The 25010-nt window shown below is 61.3% G+C and carries 25 protein-coding genes; 12 read left to right on the forward strand and 13 right to left on the reverse strand.

From position 1 onward, the window contains the following. The first annotated feature begins 76 nt into the window (after positions 1–76). The 3 genes from fabA to BXA01_RS08430 all read left to right on the forward strand — a co-directional run bounded on the left by fabA (position 77) and on the right by BXA01_RS08430 (position 2399). Entirely contained in the window at positions 77–592 is a 516-nt protein-coding gene (gene fabA / locus BXA01_RS08420) for a 3-hydroxyacyl-[acyl-carrier-protein] dehydratase FabA (protein ID WP_024013962.1), read from the forward strand. A gap of 11 nt (positions 593–603) precedes the next feature. Further along, positions 604–1824, forward strand: coding sequence for a beta-ketoacyl-ACP synthase I (gene fabB, locus BXA01_RS08425; protein WP_016773647.1), 1221 nt, complete (start codon positions 604–606; stop codon positions 1822–1824). Between the two features lie 386 nt (positions 1825–2210). Beyond that, complete coding sequence (locus tag BXA01_RS08430; protein WP_016773646.1) at positions 2211–2399, forward strand: hypothetical protein; 189 nt, start codon at positions 2211–2213, stop codon at positions 2397–2399. A gap of 68 nt (positions 2400–2467) precedes the next feature. Here the strand turns inward: BXA01_RS08430 and BXA01_RS08435 are convergent, their stop codons facing one another. The 7 genes from BXA01_RS08435 to BXA01_RS08465 form a co-directional block, all read right to left on the reverse strand. Further along, complete coding sequence (locus BXA01_RS08435) at positions 2468–3010, reverse strand: DUF2058 domain-containing protein (RefSeq protein WP_016773645.1); 543 nt, start codon at positions 3008–3010, stop codon at positions 2468–2470. Between the two features lie 26 nt (positions 3011–3036). Beyond that, complete coding sequence (gene mazG, locus BXA01_RS08440) at positions 3037–3870, reverse strand: nucleoside triphosphate pyrophosphohydrolase (RefSeq protein ID WP_076567690.1); 834 nt, start codon at positions 3868–3870, stop codon at positions 3037–3039. 130 nt (positions 3871–4000) lie between these two features. Then, complete coding sequence (gene relA, locus BXA01_RS08445; RefSeq protein WP_041479585.1) at positions 4001–6244, reverse strand: GTP diphosphokinase; 2244 nt, start codon at positions 6242–6244, stop codon at positions 4001–4003. Between the two features lie 101 nt (positions 6245–6345). Then, on the reverse strand, positions 6346–7722 hold the full coding sequence (rlmD, locus tag BXA01_RS08450) for a 23S rRNA (uracil(1939)-C(5))-methyltransferase RlmD (protein WP_076563842.1): 1377 nt from the start codon (positions 7720–7722) through the stop codon (positions 6346–6348). Further along, positions 7722–8624: a cysteine synthase CysM gene (gene cysM, locus BXA01_RS08455; protein ID WP_039757833.1), complete on the reverse strand. Its 903-nt coding sequence runs from the start codon at positions 8622–8624 to the stop codon at positions 7722–7724. Before cysM ends, rlmD begins: the two co-directional genes overlap by 1 nt. A 208-nt stretch (positions 8625–8832) precedes the next feature. Further along, positions 8833–10257, reverse strand: coding sequence for a sensor histidine kinase (locus BXA01_RS08460; protein ID WP_076563843.1), 1425 nt, complete (start codon positions 10255–10257; stop codon positions 8833–8835). Then, complete coding sequence (locus BXA01_RS08465) at positions 10244–10966, reverse strand: response regulator transcription factor (RefSeq protein ID WP_076563844.1); 723 nt, start codon at positions 10964–10966, stop codon at positions 10244–10246. The genes BXA01_RS08460 and BXA01_RS08465 overlap by 14 nt, the downstream gene beginning before the upstream one ends. Positions 10967–11172: 206 nt before the next feature. On the opposite strand from BXA01_RS08465, the gene BXA01_RS08470 reads away from it, so the two are divergent. Together BXA01_RS08470 and BXA01_RS08475 are read left to right on the forward strand one after the other, a co-directional pair. After that, the gene (locus tag BXA01_RS08470; protein ID WP_051600774.1) at positions 11173–13926 is read left to right on the forward strand and encodes a response regulator; all 2754 of its coding nucleotides are present in this window, start codon (positions 11173–11175) and stop codon (positions 13924–13926) included. Positions 13927–14007: 81 nt separating this feature from the next. Then, the gene (locus tag BXA01_RS08475; RefSeq protein WP_076563845.1) at positions 14008–14997 is read left to right on the forward strand and encodes a 2-hydroxyacid dehydrogenase; all 990 of its coding nucleotides are present in this window, start codon (positions 14008–14010) and stop codon (positions 14995–14997) included. 6 nt (positions 14998–15003) lie between these two features. On the opposite strand, the gene BXA01_RS08480 is transcribed toward BXA01_RS08475, so the two are convergent. Next, on the reverse strand, positions 15004–15462 hold the full coding sequence (locus BXA01_RS08480) for a hypothetical protein (RefSeq protein ID WP_076563846.1): 459 nt from the start codon (positions 15460–15462) through the stop codon (positions 15004–15006). 134 nt (positions 15463–15596) lie between these two features. On the opposite strand from BXA01_RS08480, the gene BXA01_RS08485 reads away from it, so the two are divergent. Further along, positions 15597–16031: a hypothetical protein gene (locus tag BXA01_RS08485; RefSeq protein ID WP_016773638.1), complete on the forward strand. Its 435-nt coding sequence runs from the start codon at positions 15597–15599 to the stop codon at positions 16029–16031. Further along, entirely contained in the window at positions 16031–16435 is a 405-nt protein-coding gene (locus BXA01_RS08490) for an META domain-containing protein (protein ID WP_076563847.1), read from the forward strand. Before BXA01_RS08485 ends, BXA01_RS08490 begins: the two co-directional genes overlap by 1 nt. 141 nt (positions 16436–16576) lie before the next feature. Here BXA01_RS08490 and BXA01_RS08495 read toward each other — a convergent pair whose 3' ends face one another. Further along, a complete protein-coding gene (locus tag BXA01_RS08495) occupies positions 16577–17041 on the reverse strand; it encodes a TlpA disulfide reductase family protein (protein WP_073472190.1) in 465 nt (154 codons plus the stop codon). Positions 17042–17154: 113 nt separating this feature from the next. On the opposite strand from BXA01_RS08495, the gene arsC reads away from it, so the two are divergent. The 3 genes from arsC to BXA01_RS08510 are packed head-to-tail and all read left to right on the forward strand — an operon-like array spanning position 17155 to position 18526. Further along, positions 17155–17508: an arsenate reductase (glutaredoxin) gene (gene arsC / locus BXA01_RS08500; protein ID WP_016773635.1), complete on the forward strand. Its 354-nt coding sequence runs from the start codon at positions 17155–17157 to the stop codon at positions 17506–17508. Next, the gene (wrbA, locus tag BXA01_RS08505) at positions 17505–18101 is read left to right on the forward strand and encodes an NAD(P)H:quinone oxidoreductase (protein WP_076563848.1); all 597 of its coding nucleotides are present in this window, start codon (positions 17505–17507) and stop codon (positions 18099–18101) included. The genes arsC and wrbA overlap by 4 nt, the downstream gene beginning before the upstream one ends. Continuing rightward, positions 18101–18526 carry a DUF2069 domain-containing protein gene (locus BXA01_RS08510; protein ID WP_076563849.1) on the forward strand — a complete coding sequence of 142 codons (426 nt, stop codon included), beginning with the start codon at positions 18101–18103 and terminating at the stop codon, positions 18524–18526. Before wrbA ends, BXA01_RS08510 begins: the two co-directional genes overlap by 1 nt. 135 nt (positions 18527–18661) lie before the next feature. Here BXA01_RS08510 and BXA01_RS08515 read toward each other — a convergent pair whose 3' ends face one another. Both BXA01_RS08515 and ttcA read right to left on the reverse strand, forming a co-directional pair. After that, positions 18662–19336 (reverse strand): DNA-3-methyladenine glycosylase I, encoded by a 675-nt coding sequence (locus BXA01_RS08515; protein WP_016773632.1) that lies wholly within the window; start codon positions 19334–19336, stop codon positions 18662–18664. Between the two features lie 167 nt (positions 19337–19503). Next, positions 19504–20328 carry a tRNA 2-thiocytidine(32) synthetase TtcA gene (gene ttcA, locus BXA01_RS08520; protein WP_024013975.1) on the reverse strand — a complete coding sequence of 275 codons (825 nt, stop codon included), beginning with the start codon at positions 20326–20328 and terminating at the stop codon, positions 19504–19506. Between the two features lie 427 nt (positions 20329–20755). Between ttcA and BXA01_RS08525 the strand changes: the two genes are divergently transcribed. After that, on the forward strand, positions 20756–21358 hold the full coding sequence (locus BXA01_RS08525) for a Yip1 family protein (protein WP_016773629.1): 603 nt from the start codon (positions 20756–20758) through the stop codon (positions 21356–21358). A gap of 148 nt (positions 21359–21506) precedes the next feature. Further along, positions 21507–22001 (forward strand): SprT family zinc-dependent metalloprotease, encoded by a 495-nt coding sequence (locus BXA01_RS08530; RefSeq protein ID WP_076563850.1) that lies wholly within the window; start codon positions 21507–21509, stop codon positions 21999–22001. Between the two features lie 116 nt (positions 22002–22117). Here the strand turns inward: BXA01_RS08530 and BXA01_RS08535 are convergent, their stop codons facing one another. Both BXA01_RS08535 and BXA01_RS08540 read right to left on the reverse strand, forming a co-directional pair. Further along, positions 22118–23299 (reverse strand): CaiB/BaiF CoA transferase family protein, encoded by a 1182-nt coding sequence (locus BXA01_RS08535; protein WP_076563851.1) that lies wholly within the window; start codon positions 23297–23299, stop codon positions 22118–22120. A 145-nt stretch (positions 23300–23444) separates the two neighbouring features. Continuing rightward, positions 23445–24779 (reverse strand): dicarboxylate/amino acid:cation symporter, encoded by a 1335-nt coding sequence (locus BXA01_RS08540; RefSeq protein WP_076563852.1) that lies wholly within the window; start codon positions 24777–24779, stop codon positions 23445–23447. Positions 24780–25010: the final 231 nt, after the last annotated feature.

A 25010-nucleotide genomic window follows, 5' to 3' on the forward strand; every position in this document is an offset into this window, starting at 1 on the left:
CGGTTCGAGGCATGAATGCCTTGAACGGTCGGGAAGATCTGCCCCACCTGCCGCATGGGATTATTGAGGAGCTCGCATGACCAAACAAAACGCCTTTACTCGGGAAGACCTGCTGCGCTGCAGTCGCGGTGAGCTGTTCGGCCCAGGTAACGCGCAACTGCCCGCCCCGAACATGCTGATGGTGGATCGCATCACCCATATCAGCGAAGAAGGCGGCAAGTACGGCAAAGGTGAATTGGTCGCCGAGCTGGATATCAACCCTGACCTGTGGTTCTTCGCCTGCCATTTCGAAGGCGATCCGGTGATGCCGGGCTGCCTGGGTCTGGATGCCATGTGGCAACTGGTCGGTTTCTTCCTGGGCTGGCAAGGCCTGCCGGGCCGCGGCCGTGCGCTGGGTTCGGGCGAGGTGAAATTCTTCGGTCAGGTGCTGCCGACCGCCAAGAAAGTCACTTACAACATTCATATCAAACGCGTCCTCAAGGGCAAGCTGAACATGGCCATCGCCGATGGTTCGGTCAGTGTCGACGGACGCGAAATCTACACCGCCGAAGGCCTGCGCGTCGGCGTGTTCACCTCCACTGACAACTTCTAAGGGTTATTCGCATGCGCCGCGTCGTTATCACTGGTCTGGGCATCGTTTCGTGCCTGGGCAATGACAAAGAGACCGTCTCCGCTAACCTGCGTGCAAGCCGCCCTGGCATCCGGTTCAACCCGGAATATGCTGAAATGGGTCTGCGTAGCCAGGTTTCCGGCTCCATCGACCTCAACCTTGAAGAGCTGATCGATCGCAAGATCTATCGCTTCGTCGGTCATGCAGCGGCTTACGCCTACCTGGCCATGAAAGACGCCATCACTGACTCCGGCCTGACCGAAGAGCAAGTGTCCAACCCGCGTACCGGCCTGATCGCTGGTTCCGGTGGTGCTTCCACGCTGAACCAGATGGAAGCGCTGGACATCCTGCGCGAGAAAGGCGTGAAACGCGTTGGCCCGTACCGTGTAACGCGGACCATGAGCAGCACCGTTTCCGCTTGCCTGGCCACGCCATTCAAGATCAAGGGCCTGAACTACTCCATCGCTTCTGCCTGCGCCACCAGTGCTCACTGCATCGGTACCGCCATGGAACAAATCCAGATGGGCAAGCAGGACATCGTCTTCGCCGGTGGCGGTGAAGAAGAGCACTGGAGCCAGTCGTTCCTGTTCGACGCGATGGGCGCCCTGTCCAGCAAGCGCAACGACACCCCGGAACAAGCTTCCCGCGCCTACGACAAGGACCGCGACGGTTTCGTCATCGCTGGCGGCGGCGGCATGGTTGTCGTCGAAGAGCTGGAACACGCTCTGGCCCGTGGCGCGAAGATCTACGCCGAGATCGTTGGCTACGGCGCAACGTCCGATGGCTACGACATGGTTGCCCCGAGCGGCGAAGGCGCGATCCGCTGCATGCAGCAGGCGCTGTCCACCGTCGACACCCCGATCGACTACCTGAACACCCACGGCACTTCGACTCCGGTCGGCGACGTTGCGGAAATGAAAGGTGTGCGTGAAGTGTTCGGCGACAAGGCTCCAGCGATCAGCTCGACCAAGAGCCTGTCCGGTCACTCCCTGGGCGCCGCCGGCGTGCACGAAGCGATCTACTGCATGCTGATGATGGAAGGCAACTTCATCGCCGGCTCCGCCAACATCGACGAGCTCGACCCGGAAGTGGCCGATCTGCCGGTGCTGACCAAGACCCGCGAGAACGCCACCATCAACACCGTGATGAGCAACAGCTTCGGCTTTGGCGGCACCAACGCCACGCTGGTACTGAAGCGCTGGGAAGGCAAGTAATTCCCCGCTGCTGAGCCGCACCTGAAAACGCCCCGACTGGTTCGGGGCGTTTTTTTGCCTGAAAATTAGCTAGGACACCGCTGATCTCTGTGGGAGCTGGCTTGCCAGCGATAGCGTAGTGTCAGGCAACGGAGATGTTTGCTGTGCCGACGTCATCGCTGGCAAGCCAGCTCCCACAGGGTTTCAGGGTGTTCTGGAGATGAAACTTCTGTCATGAAACTTAATGCCCTGCGACCGAATGTCGCGGTTTACGCGGCCTGCAGCTTTGTTGCGAAATCCGCAACAACACCTTGCGCCAATTGGCAGTTTACTTAGCTGACTAACAAATCCTATAACAGAGTCCTGCACACGCCTTGGTGCAGTAACTTGAGATCTGGAGCTAGCAGATGACTGTAAAAGTAACTGAACGCGACGATTCACACATGTCCCACGAAGGCCTGGCCGCCGGCATCCGTATCTGGGATGTGCATCAACAAGACTTGCTGGTCGGCATGTTCCACAACGAAATAGATGCGCATAACTACAAGGCCGAACTGGAAGTGCAGGAACAGCAACGAGAACTGAAGTCCGCCTGAAACAACACAGCATTTGAAAACGACAAACCCCGCCATGAGCGGGGTTCGTCGATGTTACAGCCGTGGATTTACCACATCAGATCGTCAGGGATCTGGTACGCCGCGTACGGATCGTCCTCGGCGTTGACCTCTTCGGTCTGCACGTTCAGCTGGACGATGCGCTGCGGGTCGCGCTCCTGGATCTTCAGCGCCGCTTCACGGGGAATCACTTCATAGCCGCCATTGTGGTGCACGATCGCCAGCGAACCGCTGCTGAGCTTGTTGCGCATCAGCGTGTTGACCGAGATGCGCTTGACCTTCTTGTCGTCGACGAAGTTGTAGTAGTCCTCGGTGGTCAGCTTGGGCAGACGCGAGACTTCGATCAACTGCTTGACCTGCGCGGCGCGGGCCTTGGCCTCGGCCTTCTCCTGCTGCTGACGGTTCAGTTCCTGGTCGCGCTTGACCTTCTCGGCCATGGCTTCCTGGGCGGCGCGCTGCTGCGAATCGTCCAGCTCGGCCTGGCCTTTGTGGGCCAGGCGCTGTTGCTTCTGCTTGTCTTTGCTGACCTGCTTGGCCTGCTTTTGGTTGACCAGGCCTGCTTTGAGCAACTGGTCGCGAAGGGAAAGGCTCATCAATGCTTACTCACTTGGGCAACGGCTCAGCCGCAGCTGGGCTCATTCTTTTCCTGGCGTTTGGCTTCGCCCCACAGGGCGTCCAACTCTTCGAGGGTGCAATCTTCCATGGGACGGTGGGTGTCGCGCAATGCCTGTTCGATAAAACGGAAACGTCTTTCAAACTTGCCGTTGGCGCCGCGCAAGGCGGTTTCCGGATCGACCTTCAGATGCCGGGCCAGATTGACCACGGAAAACAGCAGGTCGCCGATCTCGTCGGCCACCGCCTCCGGATCGTTTTCGGACATGGCTTCGAGCACTTCATCGAGCTCTTCGCGAACCTTGTCGAGGACCGGCAAAGCGTCCGGCCAGTCGAAACCGACCTGCCCGGCGCGTTTTTGCAACTTGGCTGAGCGCGACAGTGCCGGCAACGTGGCCGGCACATCATCAAGCAAGGACAACTGCTCGGGCGCCGAGGCTTTCTCGGCGCGCTCTTCGGCCTTGATCTCTTCCCAGCGCTGCTTGACCTGTTCTTCGCTCAAGCGCGGCACGTCGAGCGGCGCGTAGAGATCGCCCGTCGGGAACACATGCGGATGACGGCGGATCAGTTTGCGCGTGATGCTGTCGATCACCCCGGCGAATTCGAACCGCCCTTCTTCCTTGGCCAACTGGCTGTAATACACCACCTGAAACAACAGATCGCCCAACTCGCCCTGCAAGTGATCGAGATCGCCACGCTCGATGGCATCGGCCACTTCATAGGCTTCTTCGAGGGTGTGCGGGACGATCGTCGCGTAGGTTTGCTTGATGTCCCACGGACAACCGAACTGCGGATCTCGCAGGCGGGACATCAGGTGGAGCAGGTCTTCGAGTGAATACATCATTTATCAGGCTCACCACAAAATCCTGTGGGAGCTGGCTTGCCAGCGATTGCATCACCTCGACTCTCCTGAGAGACCGAGTTGTCTGCATCGCTGGCAAGCCAGCTCCCACATGGGATCAGAGTCATCTTCACGGGGTACGGTTACGCCGGGTTTCGATGATGTTCGGCAATTGCGAAATCCGCCCCAGCAGCCGCCCGAGCGCATCCAGACCGGGGATCTCGATGGTCAGCGACATCAGCGCAGTGTTGTCTTCCTTGTTCGAGCGGGTGTTGACCGCCAGCACGTTGATGCGCTCGTTGAGCAGCACCTGCGAGACGTCACGCAGCAGTCCGGAACGGTCGTAGGCGCGGATGATGATGTCCACCGGATAGGTGAGCACCGGCACCGGCCCCCAGCTGACCTGGATGATCCGCTCCGGCTCGCGCCCGCCCAGTTGCAGCACCGAGGCGCAGTCCTGGCGGTGAATGCTCACGCCCCGGCCCTGGGTGATGTAACCGACAATTGCATCGCCCGGCAGTGGCTGGCAGCAGCCGGCCATCTGCGTCATCAGGTTGCCGACGCCCTGGATCTGGATATCGCCGCGCTTGCCCGGTTTGTAACCGGTAGCCTTGCGCGGGATCAATTCCAACTGTTCGTTGCCGCGCTCCGGCTCGACCAGTTGCTGCGCAAGGTTGACCAGATGCGCCTGACGCAGGTCGCCGGCACCGAGGGCGGCGAACATGTCTTCGGCGGTTTTCATGTTGGCTTTTTCGGCCAGCTTGTCGAAATCCACCGCCGGCAGGCCGAGGCGATTGAGTTCGCGCTCGATCAGGGTTTTACCGGCCGCAACGTTCTGATCGCGAGCCTGCAGCTTGAACCAGTGAACAATCTTCGCCCGCGCGCGCGAGGTGGTGACGTAACCGAGGTTCGGGTTCAGCCAGTCGCGGCTCGGCGTGCCGTGCTTGCTGGTGATGATCTCGACCTGCTCGCCGGTCTGCAGGCTGTAGTTCAGCGGCACGATACGGCCGTTGATCTTCGCGCCCCGGCAGTTGTGGCCGATTTCGGTGTGTACCCGATAGGCGAAATCCAGCGGCGTTGCGCCTTTCGGCAAGTCGATGGCGTGACCGTCGGGAGTGAAGATGTAGACCCGATCGGGCTCGATATCGACGCGCAGCTGCTCGGCCAGACCGCCGATGTCACCCAGCTCTTCATGCCATTCGAGCACCTGACGCAGCCAGGAAATCTTCTCTTCGTAATGGTTCGAGCCGGATTTGACGTCGGTGCCCTTGTAGCGCCAGTGCGCGCAGACGCCGAGTTCGGCTTCTTCGTGCATGGAGTGGGTGCGGATCTGCACCTCGAGGACCTTGCCTTCCGGGCCGATCACCGCCGTATGCAGCGAGCGGTAGCCGTTCTCTTTCGGGTTGGCGATGTAGTCGTCGAATTCTTTCGGGATGTGCCGCCACAGGGTGTGGACGATACCGAGCGCGGTGTAGCAGTCGCGCATTTCCGGCACCAGCACGCGCACGGCGCGAACGTCGTAGATCTGGCTGAATTCCAGCCCCTTGCGCTGCATTTTGCGCCAGATCGAGTAGATGTGTTTGGCCCGGCCGCTGATGTCGGCGTCGACGCCGGTGGCCTGCAGTTCGTCCTTGAGCTGGGTCATCACGTCGCTGATGAAGCGCTCGCGGTCCAGCCGCCGCTCGTGGAGCAACTTGGCGATCTGCTTGTATTGATCGGGTTCGAGATAGCGGAAGGACAAGTCCTCCAGTTCCCATTTGATGTGACCGATGCCGAGGCGATGGGCCAGCGGCGCATAGATGTCGAAGACTTCGCGAGCGACGCGGTTGCGCTTTTCATCGTCGGCGGTTTTCACCGCACGGATGGCGCAGGTGCGTTCGGCCAGTTTGATCAGCGCAACGCGCACGTCATCGACCATCGCCACGAGCATCTTGCGCAGGTTTTCGACCTGCCCTTGGGTGCCCATGACCATCGATTGCCGTGGGCTGAGACTGGCGCTGATGGCCGCCATGCGCTGCACGCCGTCGATCAGCTTGGCCACCACCGGACCGAAGCGCTGGCCGATGGCCGCCAGCTCGATCTGGCCTTCGCGCACGCCGCGATACAACACGGCGGCGACCAGTGAATCCTGATCGAGCTTGAGGTCGGCGAGGATCTCGGCGATCTCGAGGCCAGTGCTGAAACTGCCGGAGCCTTCGGCCCACAGATTCTTCTTCGCGTTGGACTGCTGTTCGGCCTCGCGAGCGAACTCGCAGGCCTCTTTCAAGGCCTCGCGATCCAGTGCCAGATCGACACTGACCGCGTGATCGAGCCAGGCCTCGAGATTGATACTGCCGTCGGTGTTGATCGGCTGGTGTGCTCTCACCTGTACCATGCTGCTTTACCTTCCCTACGACGCAGATTCAATGCGTCAAATCGCTGATCCTCAGTGTCCGTTCGCGCTCGCGGGGCTCCGGCGAGCGCTGCGCGGACAGATCAGACGGATTCAGACGAGCCGTCCTGGCTCGCTTCAAATAACGCCATGGCCTCGACATGTGCCGTCTGAGGAAACATATCGAGAATCCCGGCACGTTTTAACCGGTAGCCCTGCTTGATCAATTCCTGCGTGTCGCGCGCCAGCGTGGCCGGATTGCACGACACATATACCAACCGCTTGGCACCCAGGGTCGCGAGCTTGCGCACCACCTCGAAAGCACCGTCACGCGGTGGGTCCAAGAGTACCGCAGAAAAGCCGTTTCCGATCCACTGGGCATCGCTCAAAGGCTGGGATAAATCGGCTTGAAAAAACTTTGTGTTATGCAAATTGTTACTGACAGCGTTGGCAGCGGCTCGCTCGACCATGGTCTGCACACCCTCCACCGCCACCACTTCACGGACGCTTTTGGCCAGCGGTAGCGCAAAATTTCCCAACCCGCAAAACAGGTCGAGCACGCGTTCTTCAGCCGTCGGTTTAAGCCAGTCCAGCGCCTGAGCGATCATCGCTTCGTTGACCCCGGCGTTGACCTGAACGAAGTCACCCGGCCGATAAGCCAGCTCGAGATCCCACTGTTCCAGGCGATAGCCGAGGCTCTGACCGGCTTCGACCGGTTGCGGTTCACCTTCGCCATGCAGCCACAACTGCGCTTCATGGAACTGGCAGAAATCCTTGAGAATGCTCAGATCCGCTTCGGACAACGGCGCCATGTGCCGCAGCAATAGCGCCAGAGATGAGCCGCTGAACAACTCGACATGGCCCAGCGCCTGCGGTTTGCTCAAGCGCCGCAGCATCTCCGGCAAGCGAGTCATGATCGGCTGCAAGGGCTGTACCAGCACCGGGCATTCGCTGATCGCGACGATGTCCTGACTGCCGGCAGCGCGGAAACCCACTTCGAGTTTTTTTGCCTTCATGTCCCAGCGCACGGCGATGCGCGCGCGCCGACGGTAGCCGAATTCCGGGCCGGTCAGCGGCGCCGCCCACTCTTCAGGTTCGACACCGGCCACCCGCGACAATTGCTCGGCGAGCATGCGCTGTTTCAGGGCGAGCTGTTCGTCGTGGGGCAAGTGCTGAACGCTGCAACCGCCACAGCGGCCGAAGTGTGGGCATGCTGCCGGGCGCCGCAACTCGCTGGCCTTGAACACGCGTTCGGTGCGCGCCTCGACCACTTTGCCGTGGGCGCCGAGCACCCGTGCTTCGACCTCTTCACCGGCAAGGGCGCCGAGGACGAACCAGGTTTTGCCTTCGAAAAACGCGATACCGCGACCGTCATTGGCCAGGCGCTCGATGTTCAAGCGCTGCTTTTTGCCGGTCGGGATCTGTGGCGCCTTGCTGCCGCCGGTGGGCTGGAAGCGCAGGCCTCTCTCGTGTTTGGCCATCAGTTCGGCGCGTCGAAAATGCCGGTCGACAGGTAACGGTCGCCACGGTCGCAGATGATCGCGACGATCACCGCGTTTTCAACTTCTTTGGACAAGCGCAGCATCGCTGCAACCGCGCCGCCCGAGGACACGCCGCAGAAGATGCCTTCTTCGCGGGCCAGACGCCGGGTAACGTCTTCGGCTTCGCTTTGCGCCATGTCGACGATGCGATCGACGCGGTCAGCCTGATAAATCTTCGGCAGGTATTCCTGCGGCCAGCGGCGGATGCCGGGAATGGCCGAGCCTTCCATCGGTTGCAGGCCGACGATCTGTACGCTGTCGCTCTGTTCTTTGAGGTAGCGCGACACGCCCATGATGGTGCCGGTGGTGCCCATCGAACTGACGAAATGGGTGATGCTGCCCTGGGTCTGACGCCAGATTTCCGGGCCGGTGGTGGTGTAGTGCGCTTCCGGGTTGTCGCCATTGGCGAACTGGTCGAGCACCTTGCCACGGCCTTCGGCTTCCATACGCTGGGCCAGATCGCGGGCGCCTTCCATGCCCTCTTCCTGAGTCACCAGGATCAGCTCGGCGCCATAAGCGGTCATCGCCGCTTTACGCTCGGCGCTGGAGTTGTCCGGCATGATCAGGATCATCTTGTAACCCTTGATCGCAGCGGCCATCGCCAGCGCGATGCCGGTATTGCCGGAGGTCGCCTCGATCAGCGTATCGCCGGGATTGATCTGCCCGCGCAACTCGGCGCGAGTGATCATCGACAACGCCGGACGGTCCTTGACCGAACCCGCCGGGTTGTTCCCTTCGAGCTTGAGCAAAAGGGTGTTGCTGGTAGCACCGGGCAGGCGCTGCAAACGCACCAGCGGCGTGTTGCCGACGCAATCGGCGATGGTTGGGTACTGCAGGGTCATGGCGTATTCGCAATCCAGACGTGCGGGGGCGCCTATCATACCGGCAAACCCGCGCAGGCCATATCACGCAAAGTGCGGTGCTTATGGTTTATGGGAATAAGGGACAACAGTCCAACCAGTGGTGAGACATTTAAGTTCGCCAGACTTCATCTGCAGCGATGCGGATGGCCTCATCGCTGGCAAGCCAGCTCCCACAGAGACCGAGTCTTCACACGATTTGTGTTTGGCAGAAACTCCCTGTGGGAGCTGGCTTGCCAGCGATAGCGCCAGTCGGTGCGCCACCATCATCTGCCAACAAGCGCAAATTCAACCGCAGCCCCGCCCCGGTATTTTCCGCCCAGAGCAACCCGCCCTGGCGCTGCACCGCATTACGCGCAATGCTCAAACCCAAGCCAAAGCCACCATCCCCGGGTCTCGATCCGTCCAATCGAATGAACGGCGAAAAGATTCGCTGCAGATCTTCGTCAGCCACGCCGCCGCCCTGATCCTCCAGCCACAAATGCCAATACTCGCCATCACGCCGTGCATCGAGACGCACAATCCCGCCCTCGGGCGAGTGACGAATGGCATTGCGCAGGATGTTTTCCAGCGCTTGCGCGAGGGTATTGAGATTGCCGCGCACCCAACACGAAGCTTCGACCGAGCATTGCAATTGCAGGCTCGGCCAGCCGCTTTCATAACAGGCGTTGTCGGTGATCATTTCCCACAGTGCCTGAATCTGGATCGCTTCATTTGGTAACGGCGAGCGGTCGGTGTCGAGCCAGGCCAGTTGCAGGGTGTCTTCGACCAGCCGCTGCATGCCGTCGACTTCGCGGCCGATGCGCTCGCGCAATTGCGCCAGGCCCTGTTCGCTTTCACTGGCCACGCGCAGGCGGCTCAGCGGCGTGCGCAGTTCGTGGGACAAGTCACGCAATAACTGTTGCTGCAAGGCGACCGTGGTTTGCAGACGCTCGGACATGGAATCGAAGGCCCGCGCCAGTTCACCGAGTTCATCCGGGCGCTGGGTGATGCCGCTCGACAGGCGCACATTCAACTGGTCGGCGCGCCAGGCGTTGGCCTGTTCGCGCAGGTTGTTCAGCGGCACCACCAGTAGGCGATACAGGCCGACACATAACAACAAAGTGAACAGCCCGGGAATCACGCCGTTGGTGATTACCCGCCAGAACACCCGGTACTTGCCTGGCACAAAACGTTCAGGCAACTCGATGACCAGAATGCCGGCGGCCGGATCCTGCGGGAACGGCACCCGCAGCCAAGGTCGGCCCTTCTTGTGGATCGGCCAGTCGAGGCCGCGCAAAAAGGTCAGGTGCTGCACCTCTGCCGCGTTCAACGGCTGGCTGCTCAGCGACTGCAAATCAGCGCCGATCACCCCGACCCAACTGGCCTCGCGCAATTCCATGCTTTGCAACCAGTCATCGACGCCATTGCGCCCGCCGCGCTGCCACGCCTTTTCGGCTTGCGCGGCGTAACGGCTGAGGGTGCTGCGGGCGTCACTGGAGAGGAACTGATTGCGCTCCTCCATGTAGCGGCCCCACGACCAGCTCAGCCAGATCATCAGCAGACAGAACGCCACCAGCAGGCACGCCAGTTTCCAGAACAGCGAATGCCGCCCCGGCAGTTCAGACAGTTTCATCGGCGCCACTCAAGACATAGCCCTTGCCCCACACCGTGCGCACTTCACGCTCGGTGTAACCGATGGCTTTGAGTTTGCGACGGATCTGGCTGATGTGCATGTCGAGGCTGCGATCGTGCGCCGCAAAGCCGCGTTGCAGGACGTGCTGATAAAGGAAGGCCTTGCTCAGTACTTCCTCGTTGTTGCGATGCAGGGTTTCCAGCAGACGGAATTCGCTGCGGGTCAACCCGGCCGCTTGCTCGCGGAAAAACACGTCGCACTGTTCGTCATCGAAACGCAGCGCGCCGCTGACCACCGCAGCGGTAACCGCAGGCGGGCGCCGATCCAGCGCCACCCGACGCAGGATCGCTTCGATGCGCACATGCAACTCGGCCATGCTGAACGGCTTGGGCAGATAGTCATCAGCGCCGAGGCGGAAACCGCTGATGCGGTCGGCCTCGGCACCCAGCGCCGACATCAGCAGCACCGGCGTCGAATGGCTCTGCCGCAATTGCGTCAACAACTGCAGACCATCGAGCCCCGGCAGCAGGATATCCATCAGCACCACGTCGAAAGGCTGACGCTGGGCGATGTTCAGACCTTCCTGGCCGTTCTGGCACCAGGTCACCTGAAAACCGCTGCGGCCCAGATGCTCGTGCACATACGCGCCGAGGACCGGGTCGTCTTCAATGGAAAGGATGCGTGGCTGGCCAACGGAAACGGGAGTCATAAGTATCTGCAACTAATTCTCAGTTGGCGGATTATTCAAGATTGTCCGACAGCGGGCAACACAAGCTTGGCCTGTCGGACGAGCGCGTGCGTCGGCGGCGCTGCATTTTCCGCAAGATTGCCCGCCTGCAAATCGCTACACTGCGCCCATGTCGCGTGCCGGATGCACGCATGTGTCAACAGATCAGCGGGATGCGGGAGATAGGCGTGCTCAAGAAACTGGGAATCAAAGGTCGCGTGCTGTTGCTGACCTTGTTGCCGACCAGCCTGATGGCGCTGGTGCTGGGTGGCTATTTCACCTGGACGCAGCAGACCGACCTGCACAGCCAATTGATGCAGCGCGGCGAAATGATCGCCGAGCAACTGGCGCCGTTGGTGGCGCCGGCGATGGGCCACGGCGACGCCGATCTGCTTGAACGCATCGCCACCCAGTCCCTTGAACAACCCGACGTGCGCGCGGTGACCTTCCTCGCGGCGGACCGCTCGCCACTGGCCCACGCCGGCCCGACCATGCTCAATCAGGCCCCGAGCGGCGACAGCGCGCTGCTGCAACGACGCAGCGGCAATGACGCGACGCGCTACCTGATGCCGGTGTTCGGCAAGCACCGCAACCTCGCCGGTGAAATCATTCCCGAAGAATCCGAACGCCTGCTCGGCTGGGTCGAGCTGGAGCTGTCGCACAACGGCATGTTGCTGCGCGGCTATCGCAGCCTGTTCGCCAGCCTGCTGCTGATCGCCGCCGGACTTGCCGGCGCCGCCCTTCTCGCGTTGCGCATGGGCCGCACCATCAACCGTCCGCTGAGCCAGATCAAACAAGCGGTCGCGCAACTCAAGGACGGTCATCTGGAAACCCGTTTGCCGCCCCTTGGCAGCCAAGAGCTGGACGAACTGGCCTCGGGTATCAACCGCATGGCCGGCACCTTGCAGAATGCTCGCGAAGAATTGCAGCACAGCGTCGATCAGGCCACCGAAGACGTGCGGCAGAATCTGGAAACCATCGAGATCCAGAACATCGAACTGGACCTGGCGCGCAAAGAAGCGCTGGAAGCCAGCCGGATCAAATCCGAATTCCTCGCCAACATGAGCCACGAGATCCGCACGCCGCTGAACGGCATTCTCGGCTTCACTCACCTGTTGCAGAAAAGCGAACTGACCCCGCGCCAGCTCGACTATCTGGGCACTATCGAAAAGTCCGCCGACAGCCTGTTGGGGATCATCAACGAGATTCTCGACTTCTCGAAGATCGAGGCCGGCAAACTGGTTCTCGACCACATTCCGTTCAACCTGCGTGATCTGTTGCAGGACACCCTGACCATCCTCGCCCCGGCGGCGCACGCCAAGCAGCTTGAGCTGGTCAGCCTGGTCTATCGCGATACACCGCTGTCGCTGGTCGGCGATCCGCTGCGCCTGAAGCAGATCCTCACCAACCTGGTCAGCAACGCGATCAAGTTCACCCGCGAAGGCACCATCGTCGCCCGGGCGATGCTCGAAGACGAACACGAAGACAGCGTGCAACTGCGCATCAGCATTCAGGACACCGGCATCGGTCTGTCGAGTCAGGATGTGCGCGCGCTGTTCCAGGCTTTCAGTCAGGCCGACAATTCGCTGTCGCGCCAACCCGGCGGCACCGGTCTGGGGCTGGTGATTTCCAAGCGCCTGATCGAGCAGATGGGCGGCGAGATCGGCGTCGACAGCACGCCGGGCGAGGGCTCGGAATTCTGGATCAGCCTGAGCCTGCCCAAGACCCGCGACGACGCCGAAGACCTGCCCGCCGCGCCATTGCTCGGGCGCCGTGTGGCGGTGCTGGAAAATCACGAACTGGCGCGTCAGGCCTTGCAACATCAGCTGGAAGACTGCGGACTGCAAGTTACGCCGTTCAATACTCTGGAGAGCCTGAGCAATGGCGTCACCGGCGCGCATCAGACCGATCAGGCGATCGATCTGGCGGTGATCGGCATCACCAGCAACGATATGCTCCCGGAACGCTTGAACCAGCACATCTGGGACCTTGAACATCTGGGCTGCAAAGTGCTGGTGCTGTGCCCGACCACCGAACAGACGCTGTTTCACCTGTCGGTACCCAACCCGCACAGCCAGCTGCAAGCCAAACCGGCGTGTACGCGCAAGCTGCGCCGGGCGTTGTCCGATCTGGTCAATCCGCGCCAGCCCCGCAGCGAACCGGGCGAGCCGCTGTCCAGCCGTGCGCCGCGCGTGCTGTGTGTCGACGACAACCCGGCGAATCTGTTGCTGGTGCAGACCCTGCTCGAAGACATGGGCGCCCGCGTGCTCGCGGTCGAAAGCGGTTACGCGGCCGTCAAAGCCGTGCAGAGCGAATCTTTCGATCTGGTGTTGATGGACGTGCAGATGCCGGGCATGGACGGTCGCCAGACCACCGAAACCATTCGCCAGTGGGAAAGCGAGCGGCATTGCACACCGCTGCCGATCGTCGCCCTCACCGCCCACGCCATGGCCAATGAAAAACGCGCGCTGCTGCAAAGCGGCATGGACGACTACCTGACCAAACCGATCAGTGAGCGGCAACTGGCTCAGGTGGTGTTGAAATGGACCGGGCTGGCCCTGCGCAATCAGGCGCCGGAGCGCAGCGGCGACAGCGCGGCGAGTCAGCAGGAACTGCCAGTGCTCGATCACGAAGAAGGCTTGCGTCTGGCGGCGGGCAAGGCGGATCTGGCGGCAGACATGCTCGCCATGCTGCTGGCGTCGCTGGAAGCCGACCGCGAAGCGATTCGCGCCGCCCGTGACAGCCATGACCAGAATGCTCTGCTCGAACGCGTGCACCGTTTGCATGGCGCGACCCGTTATTGCGGCGTGCCACAACTGCGCGCCGCCTGCCAGCGCAGCGAAACCCTGCTCAAGCAGGACGATCCGAAAGCCGCTGCCGCGCTGGATGAGCTGGAGCGCTCGATCAATCGACTCGCGGCGCAGGCGCGCATCAGCGCCTGATCCACGGCAAGGCGCTGCACGCGCAAAGCGCTACAGTTGTCGCGGGCCATTGCGGCCCGCGTCGATGTTCCAGGAGGATTCATGCGCACGATCATTTTCAGCAGCCAGACCTACGACCACGACAGCTTCCTCGGCGCCGACTGCCCGGCCGGGCTTGAATTGCATTTTCAAGCGGCGCGACTGAGCCTCGATACGGCGGCGCTGGCCGAGCAGCACGAAGTGGTCTGCGCGTTCATCAATGACGATCTCAGCGCCCCGGTGCTGGAACGCCTCGCGGCTGGCGGCACGCGGCTGATTGCCCTGCGTTCGGCGGGTTACAACCATGTCGACCTGCCAGCGGCGAAACGCCTTGGCCTGGCCGTCGTGCGTGTCCCGGCCTACTCGCCGCACGCCGTGGCCGAACATGCGGTGGCGCTGATCCTCGCCCTTAATCGTCGTTTGCATCGCGCCTACAACCGCACCCGCGAAGGCGATTTCAGCCTGCATGGCCTGACCGGTTTCGATCTGGTCGGCAAAACCGTCGGCATCGTCGGCACCGGGCAGATTGGTGCGACCTTCGCGAAAATCATGCACGGCTTCGGCTGTGAATTGCTGGCCTACGATCCGTATCCCAATCCCGAGGTGCAGGCGTTGGGCGCACGTTATCTGAGCCTGCCGGAGTTGCTCGCGCAGTCGCGGATCATCAGCCTGCATTGCCCGCTCAACGAGCAGAGCAAGCACCTGATCAATCGCGATTCACTGGCGCACATGCAGGCGGGGGCGATGCTGATCAACACCGGGCGTGGCGGGCTGGTGGACACGCCGGCACTGATCGACGCGCTGAAGGACGGCCAACTCGGTTATCTGGGGCTGGATGTGTACGAGGAAGAGGCGCAGCTGTTTTTCGAGGATCGCTCCGACCTGCCGTTGCAGGACGATGTGCTGGCGCGTCTGCTGACGTTTCCCAACGTGATCATCACCGCGCATCAGGCGTTTCTGACCCGCGAAGCATTGGGCGCGATTGCCGCGACCACCCTGCACAACATCGCGACCTGGGCGGCAGGTGCGCCGCAGAACCAGGTCGAGGGTTGAACGGTTTTACTTGGACAGCGAAGACGCCAGGATCAGCAAGCCCAGCCAGCCGAACCCGAGCAGGCGCTGCTTGCTGGAGTGGCCGTTGCGCAGCAGGAACCAGACGAAAAACGCCGGTAGCAGAAACACCATGATTTTCAGCCAGCCTTCCACCGGGCGACTGCCATCGGGATTGAGCGGTTGCTGCTCCTCGCGGGCCTGTTCTGCGGCCTGCTGACGACGGCGACGCCCTGCTGCTGCCGGCATCACTTTGGGTAAAGGCTCGGACACTGGCGGCGCAACCGCCTCGGGCACTGCGTTGTTGCGTGGCAGGCTGCCGAAGGAAATCGTCGAGGCTTGCACCGGTGCCGCCGTCGATTGCGCCTGCGTGGTGGCGTGCTCGGCCATCGGCGCGCCGCAGTGAATGCACACCAGCGCTTCGGAACTGATGCTCCGCTTGCATTCATAACATTCGATCAGCGCCATGTTCCGTTCCTTCAGATTCGGGGGCCGGCAGTTTGCCATGACTGTCGCTGCATTTGAACCGGATCGAAGGTCGCACGCGTGCATCATTCTGCAATCGAGCCCGTGCTAGCATGTCGCGCATATTTGGAGGACCCATGGTCGAACACGATTTCCGCTACACCCTGATGAACCCGCAACACACCCTCACCGAATGCCGCGCCCTGGTTCCGGGCCGCTATCAGGTGACCGGCAACGGTGGCTCGATCCGCATCGGCGATGCCCTGTTGGTCACGCTCAAAGGCAGCAAGGATTTGTCCATGCGCCTGACCGTCGACACGGTCCGCCACCTGATCAATCCGCCAGGCCAATGGACCGCGATGACCACAGGCCCGGTGTTCGGCGAACTGGCCATTCACACCTGGCAGGTCAACTGCGACAGCTGCGCGAAAGAGCTGAGCTTCGAATTCGCCGTGGATGCCAAACTCGGCAAGTCCGCCGAGAAACCCGCCGCCACCGCGCGCATCGCCGAGCTGGGCTGGAAAGCCGTCGGCGACAAGCACCTGTGCCCGAAATGCCAGGAGCCTGCGTGATGAAACGGCTCGCCCTGACCGTACTGTTCGGTGTCGGCCTGGTCGGTTGCGCCGCAGAGCCGGTGCAGCTGCAGCACAACCGCAGCTACATTCTGGAATGGATCGGCGAGCGGCCACTGATGGATTACAGCCATCTGACCGTGACCCTTGGCGATGACGGCCGCGCCTACGGCAACGGCGGCTGCAACCATTGGTTCGCGCCTTACACGCAGGACGGCGACAAGCTGAGCTTCGGCAAGATCGGCAAGACCCGCAAGCTCTGCGCCCCGGCGTTGATGGAGCAGGAACAACGCTTTTTGCAGGCGCTGGAAAAAGTCGAGCGCTGGGACATTTCGCCCATTGAGCAGGTGCGCTTCTGGCCGGCTCAAGGCAAACCGTTGCGCTGGTGGCTGGAAGAGGGCTGAGCCCCTTCTACGCCCACAGGGGACTGTGGCGAGGGGATTCATCCCCGTTGGGTCGCGAAGCGGTCGCGTGCGCAGTTCCAGGCGAACTGCAAATTCAGGGCTGCTACGCAGCCCAACGGGGATGAATCCCCTCGCCACAGGTTACTTGTTCCGCAACGCCTCCAGCTTCGCCATCACGCCCGCCGCCGTCTGCTCACCCAGCAACTGCTCGCGCACCTTGCCCTTGTCATCGATGATGAACGTCACCGGCAGCGCCTCACTGCGCGGCAGGTCGAACAGCTCGGCCGGATCCTGCGCCAGCACGGTGAACTTGATGCCGAGTTTTTCGCTCGCCTCTTTCAACTCCGCGCCCTGCACGTTGTCGAAATTGACCCCGAACACCCCGACATTCTTGCTCTTGAGCTCATCAGCCAAATGATTCAACTCGGGAATTTCCGTGCGGCACGGGCCACACCATTCGGCCCAGTAATTGAGCACCACCCACTGCTTGTCCAGACGTTCGGACGCTACCTTCTGGCCGTTCTGGTCGATGCCGTAATCATTGCCGCAGCCCCCCAGCATCAACGCCCCGATTATCGTCAATGCCGCTGCCAATCGCCGTGTCATGTCGTGTTCCTTGTGAAAATTCGAAAGCGCCTGCGACCCATCGCCTCTGACGGTTCTGGATTGCGCGCCGCACAGTTAGAATAGCCGCCACTTTACGCCAGAAGCGACCCGCCATGACCGATCTGACGCTTTATCACAATCCGCGCTGCTCGAAATCCCGCGGCGCGCTGGAACTGCTCGAAGCCCGCGGCTTGACTCCGACTGTCGTGCGCTACCTGGAAACGCCGCTCAGCGCCACGCAGATCAAGGCCCTGCTCGGCAAGCTCGGGATCAGCGCGCGGCAGCTGCTGCGCAGCGGTGAAGAGGAATACAAAACCCTGAACCTGGCCGACGCCAGTCTCAGCGAGCAGCAGCTGATCGACGCCATCGCCGCGCACCCGAAACTCATGGAGCGGCCGATTCTGGAAGTCGGCGACAAAGCCGTCATCGGTCGCCCACCGGAAAACGTGCTGGAGTTGTTGCCATGAGCACGCCGTACATTCTGGTTCTCTATTACAGCCGCAACGGTTCGACCAACGAGATGGCCCGGCAAATCGCCCGTGGCGTCGAGCAGGCCGGAATGGAAGCGCGTCTGCGTACGGTGCCGGCGATTTCCACCGAGTGCGAAGCGGTGGCGGCGGACATTCCCGCTGAAGGCGCGCTCTACGCCAGCCTCGATGATCTGAAGAACTGCGCCGGCCTCGCCTTGGGCAGTCCGACGCGTTTCGGCAACATGGCCGCGCCGCTCAAGTACTTCCTCGACGGCACCAGCAACCTCTGGCTGACTGGCGCGCTGGTCGGCAAACCGGCCGGTGTGTTCACCTCCACCGCCAGCCTGCACGGCGGTCAGGAAACCACGCTGTTGTCGATGATGTTGCCGCTGTTGCATCACGGCATGTTGATCACCGGCCTGCCCTACAGCGAATCGGCCCTGCTCGAAACCGAAGGTGGCGGCACGCCTTATGGCGCCAGCCATCACGCCGGTGCCGACGGCAAGAACGGTCTCGACCAGCACGAAGTGGCGCTGTGTCGCGCACTCGGTCTGCGCCTGGCGAAAACCGCGCAGAAACTGGTGGGCTGATGGCGAAGAAGCCGAAAGTCCTGCCCTCGATAGAGTGGCTTGAGCCACGGGTGAAGGCGATGCGCGTGCTCAGCCTGCTGAGCTTTTTCGCCCTCGCCGGCTTGCTCGCTGTTTATTACCTGGTGTTCGCCGATCTGCATGGCGCGCGGCCTTGGGTGATTCTGCTGGTCGAGTTGATCCCGTGGCTGGTGCTCGCCCCGGCGATGATCATGGGCAGCGCCCGTGGCCATTCGTGGATGTGTTTTGTGGTGAACCTGTATTTCATCAAAGGCGCCCTGGCGGCGTACGACCCCAACCGGCAGTTGTTCGGCCTGCTGGAAATGGCCGCGAGCCTGGCGGTGTTCTGCTCGGCGCTGTTGTATGTGCGCTGGCGCTATCAGTTGAATCGCAAATTGGCTGGCGAAGGCGAGATCAGCGTCGCCTAAACAACCGCCATCAGTTGCTACACCGATCGTTCCCACGCTCTGCGTGGGAATGCATCCAGAGACGCTCTGCGTCTCAGGGACGCGGAGCGTCCCGGGCGGCATTCCCACGCGGAGCATGGGAACGATCGGATTGACTCAATGGTTGACGGTATAGGCGAGCATCATCGAAATCTGGCTCATCGGCCGTCCGCCGCTCTGTTCGTGCCACTGGTTGAACGCGTTCTGCACCGTCGCCAGATCACGCTGGCTGGTCGGCACTTTGTCGACGATCTTCTGCGCATTCAGCGCCGCGACCACGTCGTAGCTCGGCACGAACGTGTCCTTGCCGACCATGCGCAAAAAGCGCGGCGCCGACAGCCCGCCGAGTTGGTGGCCGTGCTTTTTCAGGTACGTCCACAGGCCGACGATATCGGTCACCGGCCAGTCGGCGATCAACGCGCCGAAGCTGCCCTTGTCCTTTTCCACATCGAGAATGAACTGCGCATTGCGCGGCACACTTTTCAGCTTGCCCAGATGGCGGATGATCCGCGCGTCCTGCATCAGGCGCTCAAGGTGTTCGGCGCTCATCAGCACGACTTTTTCCGGATCGAACTTGAAGAACACTTCTTCGAACGCCGGCCACTTGGCGTCGACCAGGCTGTGCTTGAGCCCGGCGCGAAAAACCCGCAGGGCCATGGTCGAGAGGTAGCGGTCGTCGCGGATCTTGCGCAGTTGTGCGGGGGTCTTGGGAACGGGCAGATGGGCTTCCAGTTCAGCCGCCGAACCGAAGCGGTTCAGACAGTATTCGTGCAGCCACTTGTAATCGCGCATGCCCTCTCCTGAGGTTTGGAAATGAATAACACCTGCAGAAGCACGCCCCTGTGGCGAGGGGATTCATCCCCGCTGGGCTGCGCAGCAGACCCCGAGATTTTGGGGCCGCTTCGCGCCCCAGCGGGGATGAATCCCCTCGCCACAGGGCTCGCTTCTACAGGTTGTGTTTACAGATTGACGACATTGACGAAACGCGAAGCCGCGGTCTCGTCGATCTTCAGGCTGGTGAAGTCGAACAGGTTGCGGTCGGCCAGTTGCGACGGCACCACGTTCTGCAGGCTGCGGAAAATCGATTCGGTGCGGCCCGGGGTCTTGCGATCCCAGTCTTGGAGCATTTCCTTGACCACCTGGCGCTGCAGGTTTTCCTGTGAGCCGCAGAGGTTGCACGGGATGATCGGGAATTGCTTGAGGTCCGAGTAGGCCTGAATGTCCTTCTCGTTGCAGTACGCCAGCGGGCGAATCACCACGTTGCGGCCATCGTCGGCGCGCAGCTTCGGCGGCATCGCTTTCAGGGTGCCGTTGAAGAACATGTTGAGGAAGAACGTTTCGACGATGTCGTCGCGGTGATGACCGAGGGCCATTTTCGTCGCGCCGATTTCGTCAGCGAAGGTGTACAGGGTGCCGCGACGCAGGCGCGAGCACAGCGAACAGGTGGTCTTGCCTTCCGGCACCAGTTCCTTGACCACCGAGTAAGTATCCTTCTCGACGATGTGATACTCGATGCCCAGTTCTTTCAGGTAGGCCGGCAGCACGTGCTCGGGAAAGCCCGGCTGTTTCTGGTCCATGTTCACCGCGACGATGTCGAACTTGATCGGTGCAACCTTTTGCAGGTGCATCAGCACGTCGAGCATGGTGTAGCTGTCCTTGCCCCCGGACAGGCAGACCATGACCTTGTCGCCGTCTTCGATCATGTTGAAATCGGCGACCGCTTCGCCGGCCAGGCGGCGCAGGCGCTTTTGCAGTTTGTTCTGGTTGACCGTAAGAGTGCCCATGACGCGAAATCCGTGAGGTGTGACGAAAGGCCGGCATTTTACGCAAAAACCCCAGTAGCGCGAAGCATCTGTGGCGAGGGGAGTTATCCCCGCTGGGTTGCGAAGCAGCCCCCCAAAACCTGAGAACTCGTATTGCCTGACACTGCGCGGTGAATGGCCTGGCGACTGCTGCGCAGCCGAACGGGGATAAATCCCCTCGCCACAAAAGTGTTTCAACCCCAAAAATGCCTTCCCCGCAAGACCCCGAGGCGATTACCTGCAATGTTTACAGCGCGATTTGCTCTAAGCCCGGCATACCGGTGCGTTGGAGTCCTTTCTATACTGCGACATAAGGTCGCACACATCTGAAGACCTGTATTTGCTCGGCCATCTTGGCCCGTAGGCGCTCCGTTGGGGGGCGATGGCAATGACAAGAGGAGTGAATGGCATGATCCATCACGTAGTGGGACTGTTTACCCACCCCGATCAGGAATGGAAGGAGATTCGTGGCGACCAAGAGGAAAGCATCAGCCACATGTACCTGACGCATACGCTGATTCTGGCGGCGATCCCCGCTGTATCGGCGTTCATCGGCACGACCCAGGTCGGTTGGGTGATCGGCAATCGCGCGCCGGTAATGCTCACGTTTGAAAGCGCCTTGTGGATGACCATCATGTCCTACCTGGCGATGCTCGGCGGGGTCGCGGTGATGGGCGCTTTCGTGCACTGGATGGCGCGCACCTATGACGCCAATCCAAGCCTGGCCCGTTGCGTGGCGTTTGCCACTTACACGGCGACACCGTTGTTTGTCGGCGGCCTGGCGGCGCTGTATCCGCATATGTGGCTGGGGATGATCGTCGGTACGGCGGCCATCTGCTACACGGTGTATCTGTTGTATGTCGGCTTGCCGACCTTCATGAACATCCCTTCGGATGAAGGTTTTCTGTTTTCCAGCTCGGTGCTCGCGGTTGGGCTGGTGGTGCTGGTGGCGATCATGGCGTTCACCGTGATTGTCTGGGGCCTGGGTGTCGGGCCGGTCTATACCAACTGACCTGTTTCCTCCCTGAGAAAAACAACATCTGCCAATACAGGCCGCCGCAAGGCGGCCTTCTCGTTGGGGCGACGACCATTCGGCAGGTCGGCGATTCGCAAGTCGCCGGGGTTGCGGCATACTCGGCGTCTCTGGAGATCCATCAAGCATGCCCGAGCAACTCAATACCCGCGTCGAAGATTGTTACCAACTCGCTGAATCCTTTTTCAAACGCTCCTTCAAACGCCCCGTCGTCAGTCTCAAGCTGCGCGGGCAGAAAGCCGGTGTCGCGCATCTGCACGAGAACCTGCTGCGCTTCAACCCGCAGCTGTACCGGGAAAACACCGAACACTTCCTCAAGCAGACCGTGGCGCACGAAGTCGCCCACCTGATCGCTCATCAACTGTTCGGCGACCGCATCCAGCCCCATGGCGAGGAGTGGCAACTGATCATGCGCGGCGTCTACGAATTGCCGCCGGACCGTTGCCATACCTATGAGATCAAGCGGCGCAGCGTGACCCGCTACATCTACAAATGCCCGTGCCCCGACAGTGACTTCCCGTTTACTGCCCAGCGCCATGGTCTGGTGCGGCAAGGGCGGCGGTATCTGTGCCGGCGCTGCCGCAGTACGCTGGTGTTCAGTGGTGAGCTGCGGGTGGAATAGTTGGTTCCTGCGGTGCCCTGACTGGCCCTTTCGCTGGCAAGCCAGCTCCCACAGGTTTTGTGAACACCTGGGAACCTGTGGGAGCTGGCTTGCCAGCGATGAGGCCGTTACAGGCGCTAAAGAATGACTTTGGCGCGACGCAGGTCTTCAATTTTCGAAGGGCTAAGTCCCAACTCCCCCAACACCTCCTCCGTATGCTGCCCCAACCCCGCGCCAACATGCCTTGGCGCCGGCAATGCCTCAGAGAATTTCAACGGACACGCCATCTGCGCCTGCGTCGTGCCATCGCCGCGTGGCACCTGCGTTACCAGATCCCGCGCCTGCAACTGCGGATGGCGCAGCGCCTCGCCCAGACTCAGTACCGGCTCGACACAGGCATCGATCCCGGCGAACAACTCACACAGTTCTGCAAAATCATGCCGTTCGAATTCGATGCGCAACGCCTCTTTCAAGGCTTGTTGTTGCTCAGGCCTGGGCGACAACCCCTGCGCGGCCAGTTCCGGCCGGCCCAGTGCCGTGCACAATTGCTGCATGAACGCTGGCTCCAGACTGCCCACCGACATCCAGCGCCCATCCCGGGTGCGGTAATAATCGTAAAAGCTGCCGCCATTGAGCATCTGGTCTTCCCGACCGGGTTCCGCGCCGCAGGCCAGATAGCCAGCGCCGGCCATGGCGTTCAGGCTGAACGCGCAGTCGGTCATGCTCACATCCAGATGGGTGCCCTGCCCGGTTTGCTGACGGGCAATCACCGCTGCCAGCAAGCCGATCACGCCGTGTAGCGAGCCGCCCGCCACGTCCGCCACCTGCATGCCCAGCGGCAACGGCCCGCTGTCGGCGCGTCCGGTGTAACTGGCGAGTCCCGCCAGCGCCAGATAGTTGATGTCATGCCCGGCGCGCTCCTTGTACGGCCCGGTCTGGCCGTAACCGCTGATCGACACATAAATCAGCTTTGGATTGATCGCTTTCAACGCTTCATAACCCAGGCCCAGGCGCTCCATCACCCCGGGGCGAAACTGCTCGAGCACGATGTCGTACTCGTCCAGCAGTTGCTTGATGATCTGCAGCGCCTCGGGCTGTTTCAGGTCCAGCGCCAGACTGCGCTTGTTGCGGTTCAGATAAGCGTGGCTGGCCGAGACCCCGCCATCATGCGGCGGCAGCACCCGCAGCAGATCCATACGCGTCGGCGATTCGATGCGCAGCACCTCGGCGCCCATGTCCGCCAGCAGCAACGAGGCGAACGGCCCCGGCAGCAAGGTGGAGAAATCGAGAATCTTCAGTGAGGCCAGCGGTGCAGACATGAGCGAACTCCTTGGGCGATGTACTCAGCCTAGGCAGCCATCGCCGATGCGGCAATCACCGCAAATGTCAGCAGGTGTGACCGTTGCGCTCAAATTCCGGGCAAGAAAAAACCCGCCGAAGCGGGTTTTTCTGTGCAAGCGATGCTTACTTCACATTGCTCGGGGTTGGGCCTTCAGCCACACCCAGGTCGTCTTCTTCACGCTCGTCGGAGATACCGCGACCGCCGGAAGCCAGCTCGGCCTGCAGTTGATCGTTGTCCAGTTCCTTGACCCACTTGGCGACGACGATGGTCGCTACAGCGTTACCGACCAGGTTGGTCAGTGCGCGGGCTTCGGACATGAAACGGTCGATACCAAGGATCAGCGCCAGACCGGCAACCGGCAGGTGACCTACCGCCGACAGTGTCGCGGCCAGGACGATGAAGCCCGAACCGGTCACACCCGCCGCGCCTTTGGAGGACAGCAGCAGTACCAGCAGCAGGGTGATCTGGTGGGTGATATCCATGTGCGTGTCGGTCGCCTGAGCGATGAACACGGCCGCCATGGTCAGGTAGATCGAAGTACCGTCGAGGTTGAACGAATAACCGGTCGGGATCACCAGACCCACGACGGATTTCTTCGCGCCCAGACGCTCCATCTTGATCAGCATGCGTGGCAGTGCCGATTCCGACGAGGACGTACCCAGTACGATCAACAGTTCTTCACGGATGTAGCGCACCAGCTTGAACACGCTGAAACCGTGAGCCCGGCAGATCGCACCCAGCACCAGCACGACGAACAGAACGCAGGTGATGTAGAAGCAGATCATCAACTGGCCCAGTTGCACCAGCGAGCCGACACCGTAGGCACCGATGGTGAACGCCATGGCACCGAACGCACCCAGTGGCGCCAGTTTCATGATCATGTTGATGATGTTGAACATCACGTGGGCGAAGCGATCGATCATGTCCAGCAGCGGACGACCGTACGAGCCGAGGCGATGCAGGGCGTAGCCGAAGATCACCGAGAACATCAGCACTTGCAGGATGTCACCGGTGGCGAACGCGCCGACGATGGTGTTCGGGATCACATTGAGGAGGAAACCGACAATGCTCTGGTCTTTACTGGCCGTCACGTAGGTGGCGATTTTCGAGGCGTCGAGGGTGGTGACGTCGATGTGCATGCCGGCGCCCGGTTGCACAACGTTGACCACGATCAGACCGATCAGCAGGGCAATGGTGGAAACGATTTCGAAGTACAGCAGCGCGTAGCCGCCGGTCTTGCCTACCGATTTCATGTTCTGCATGCCGGCGATGCCGCTGACAACAGTACAGAAGATGATCGGGGCGATGACCATTTTGATCAGCTTGATGAAGCCGTCACCCAGGGGCTTGAGGGCCACACCGGTCTGCGGATAGAAGTGACCAAGCAGGATGCCGATGGCGATGGCAACGATCACCTGGAAATACAGGGATTTGTACAGTGGCTGACGAGTCGTCATTGCAGGTTTCCTCAAGCGTCCAGCGGCAACATCCATCTGTCGAGCGCCGAACCTTAATTGCGAACCCTCCTGCACTGGAGGGATTTGTTGTTGGAACGGCATTTTACTCGGCGGAGAAATGCACGCTTCTGTCGCTTGTATCGCAAACGTCGTGCCAGATTGGTGCGAATGGCAGCAAGCCTTTTGATATCAGGGCCTGCGGGATTTTCCTGTCACCAATCAGTGACTTGA

This window comes from Pseudomonas sp. B10 (assembly GCF_900156235.1).
Taxonomy (GTDB): Bacteria; Pseudomonadota; Gammaproteobacteria; order Pseudomonadales; family Pseudomonadaceae; genus Aquipseudomonas; species Aquipseudomonas siliginis.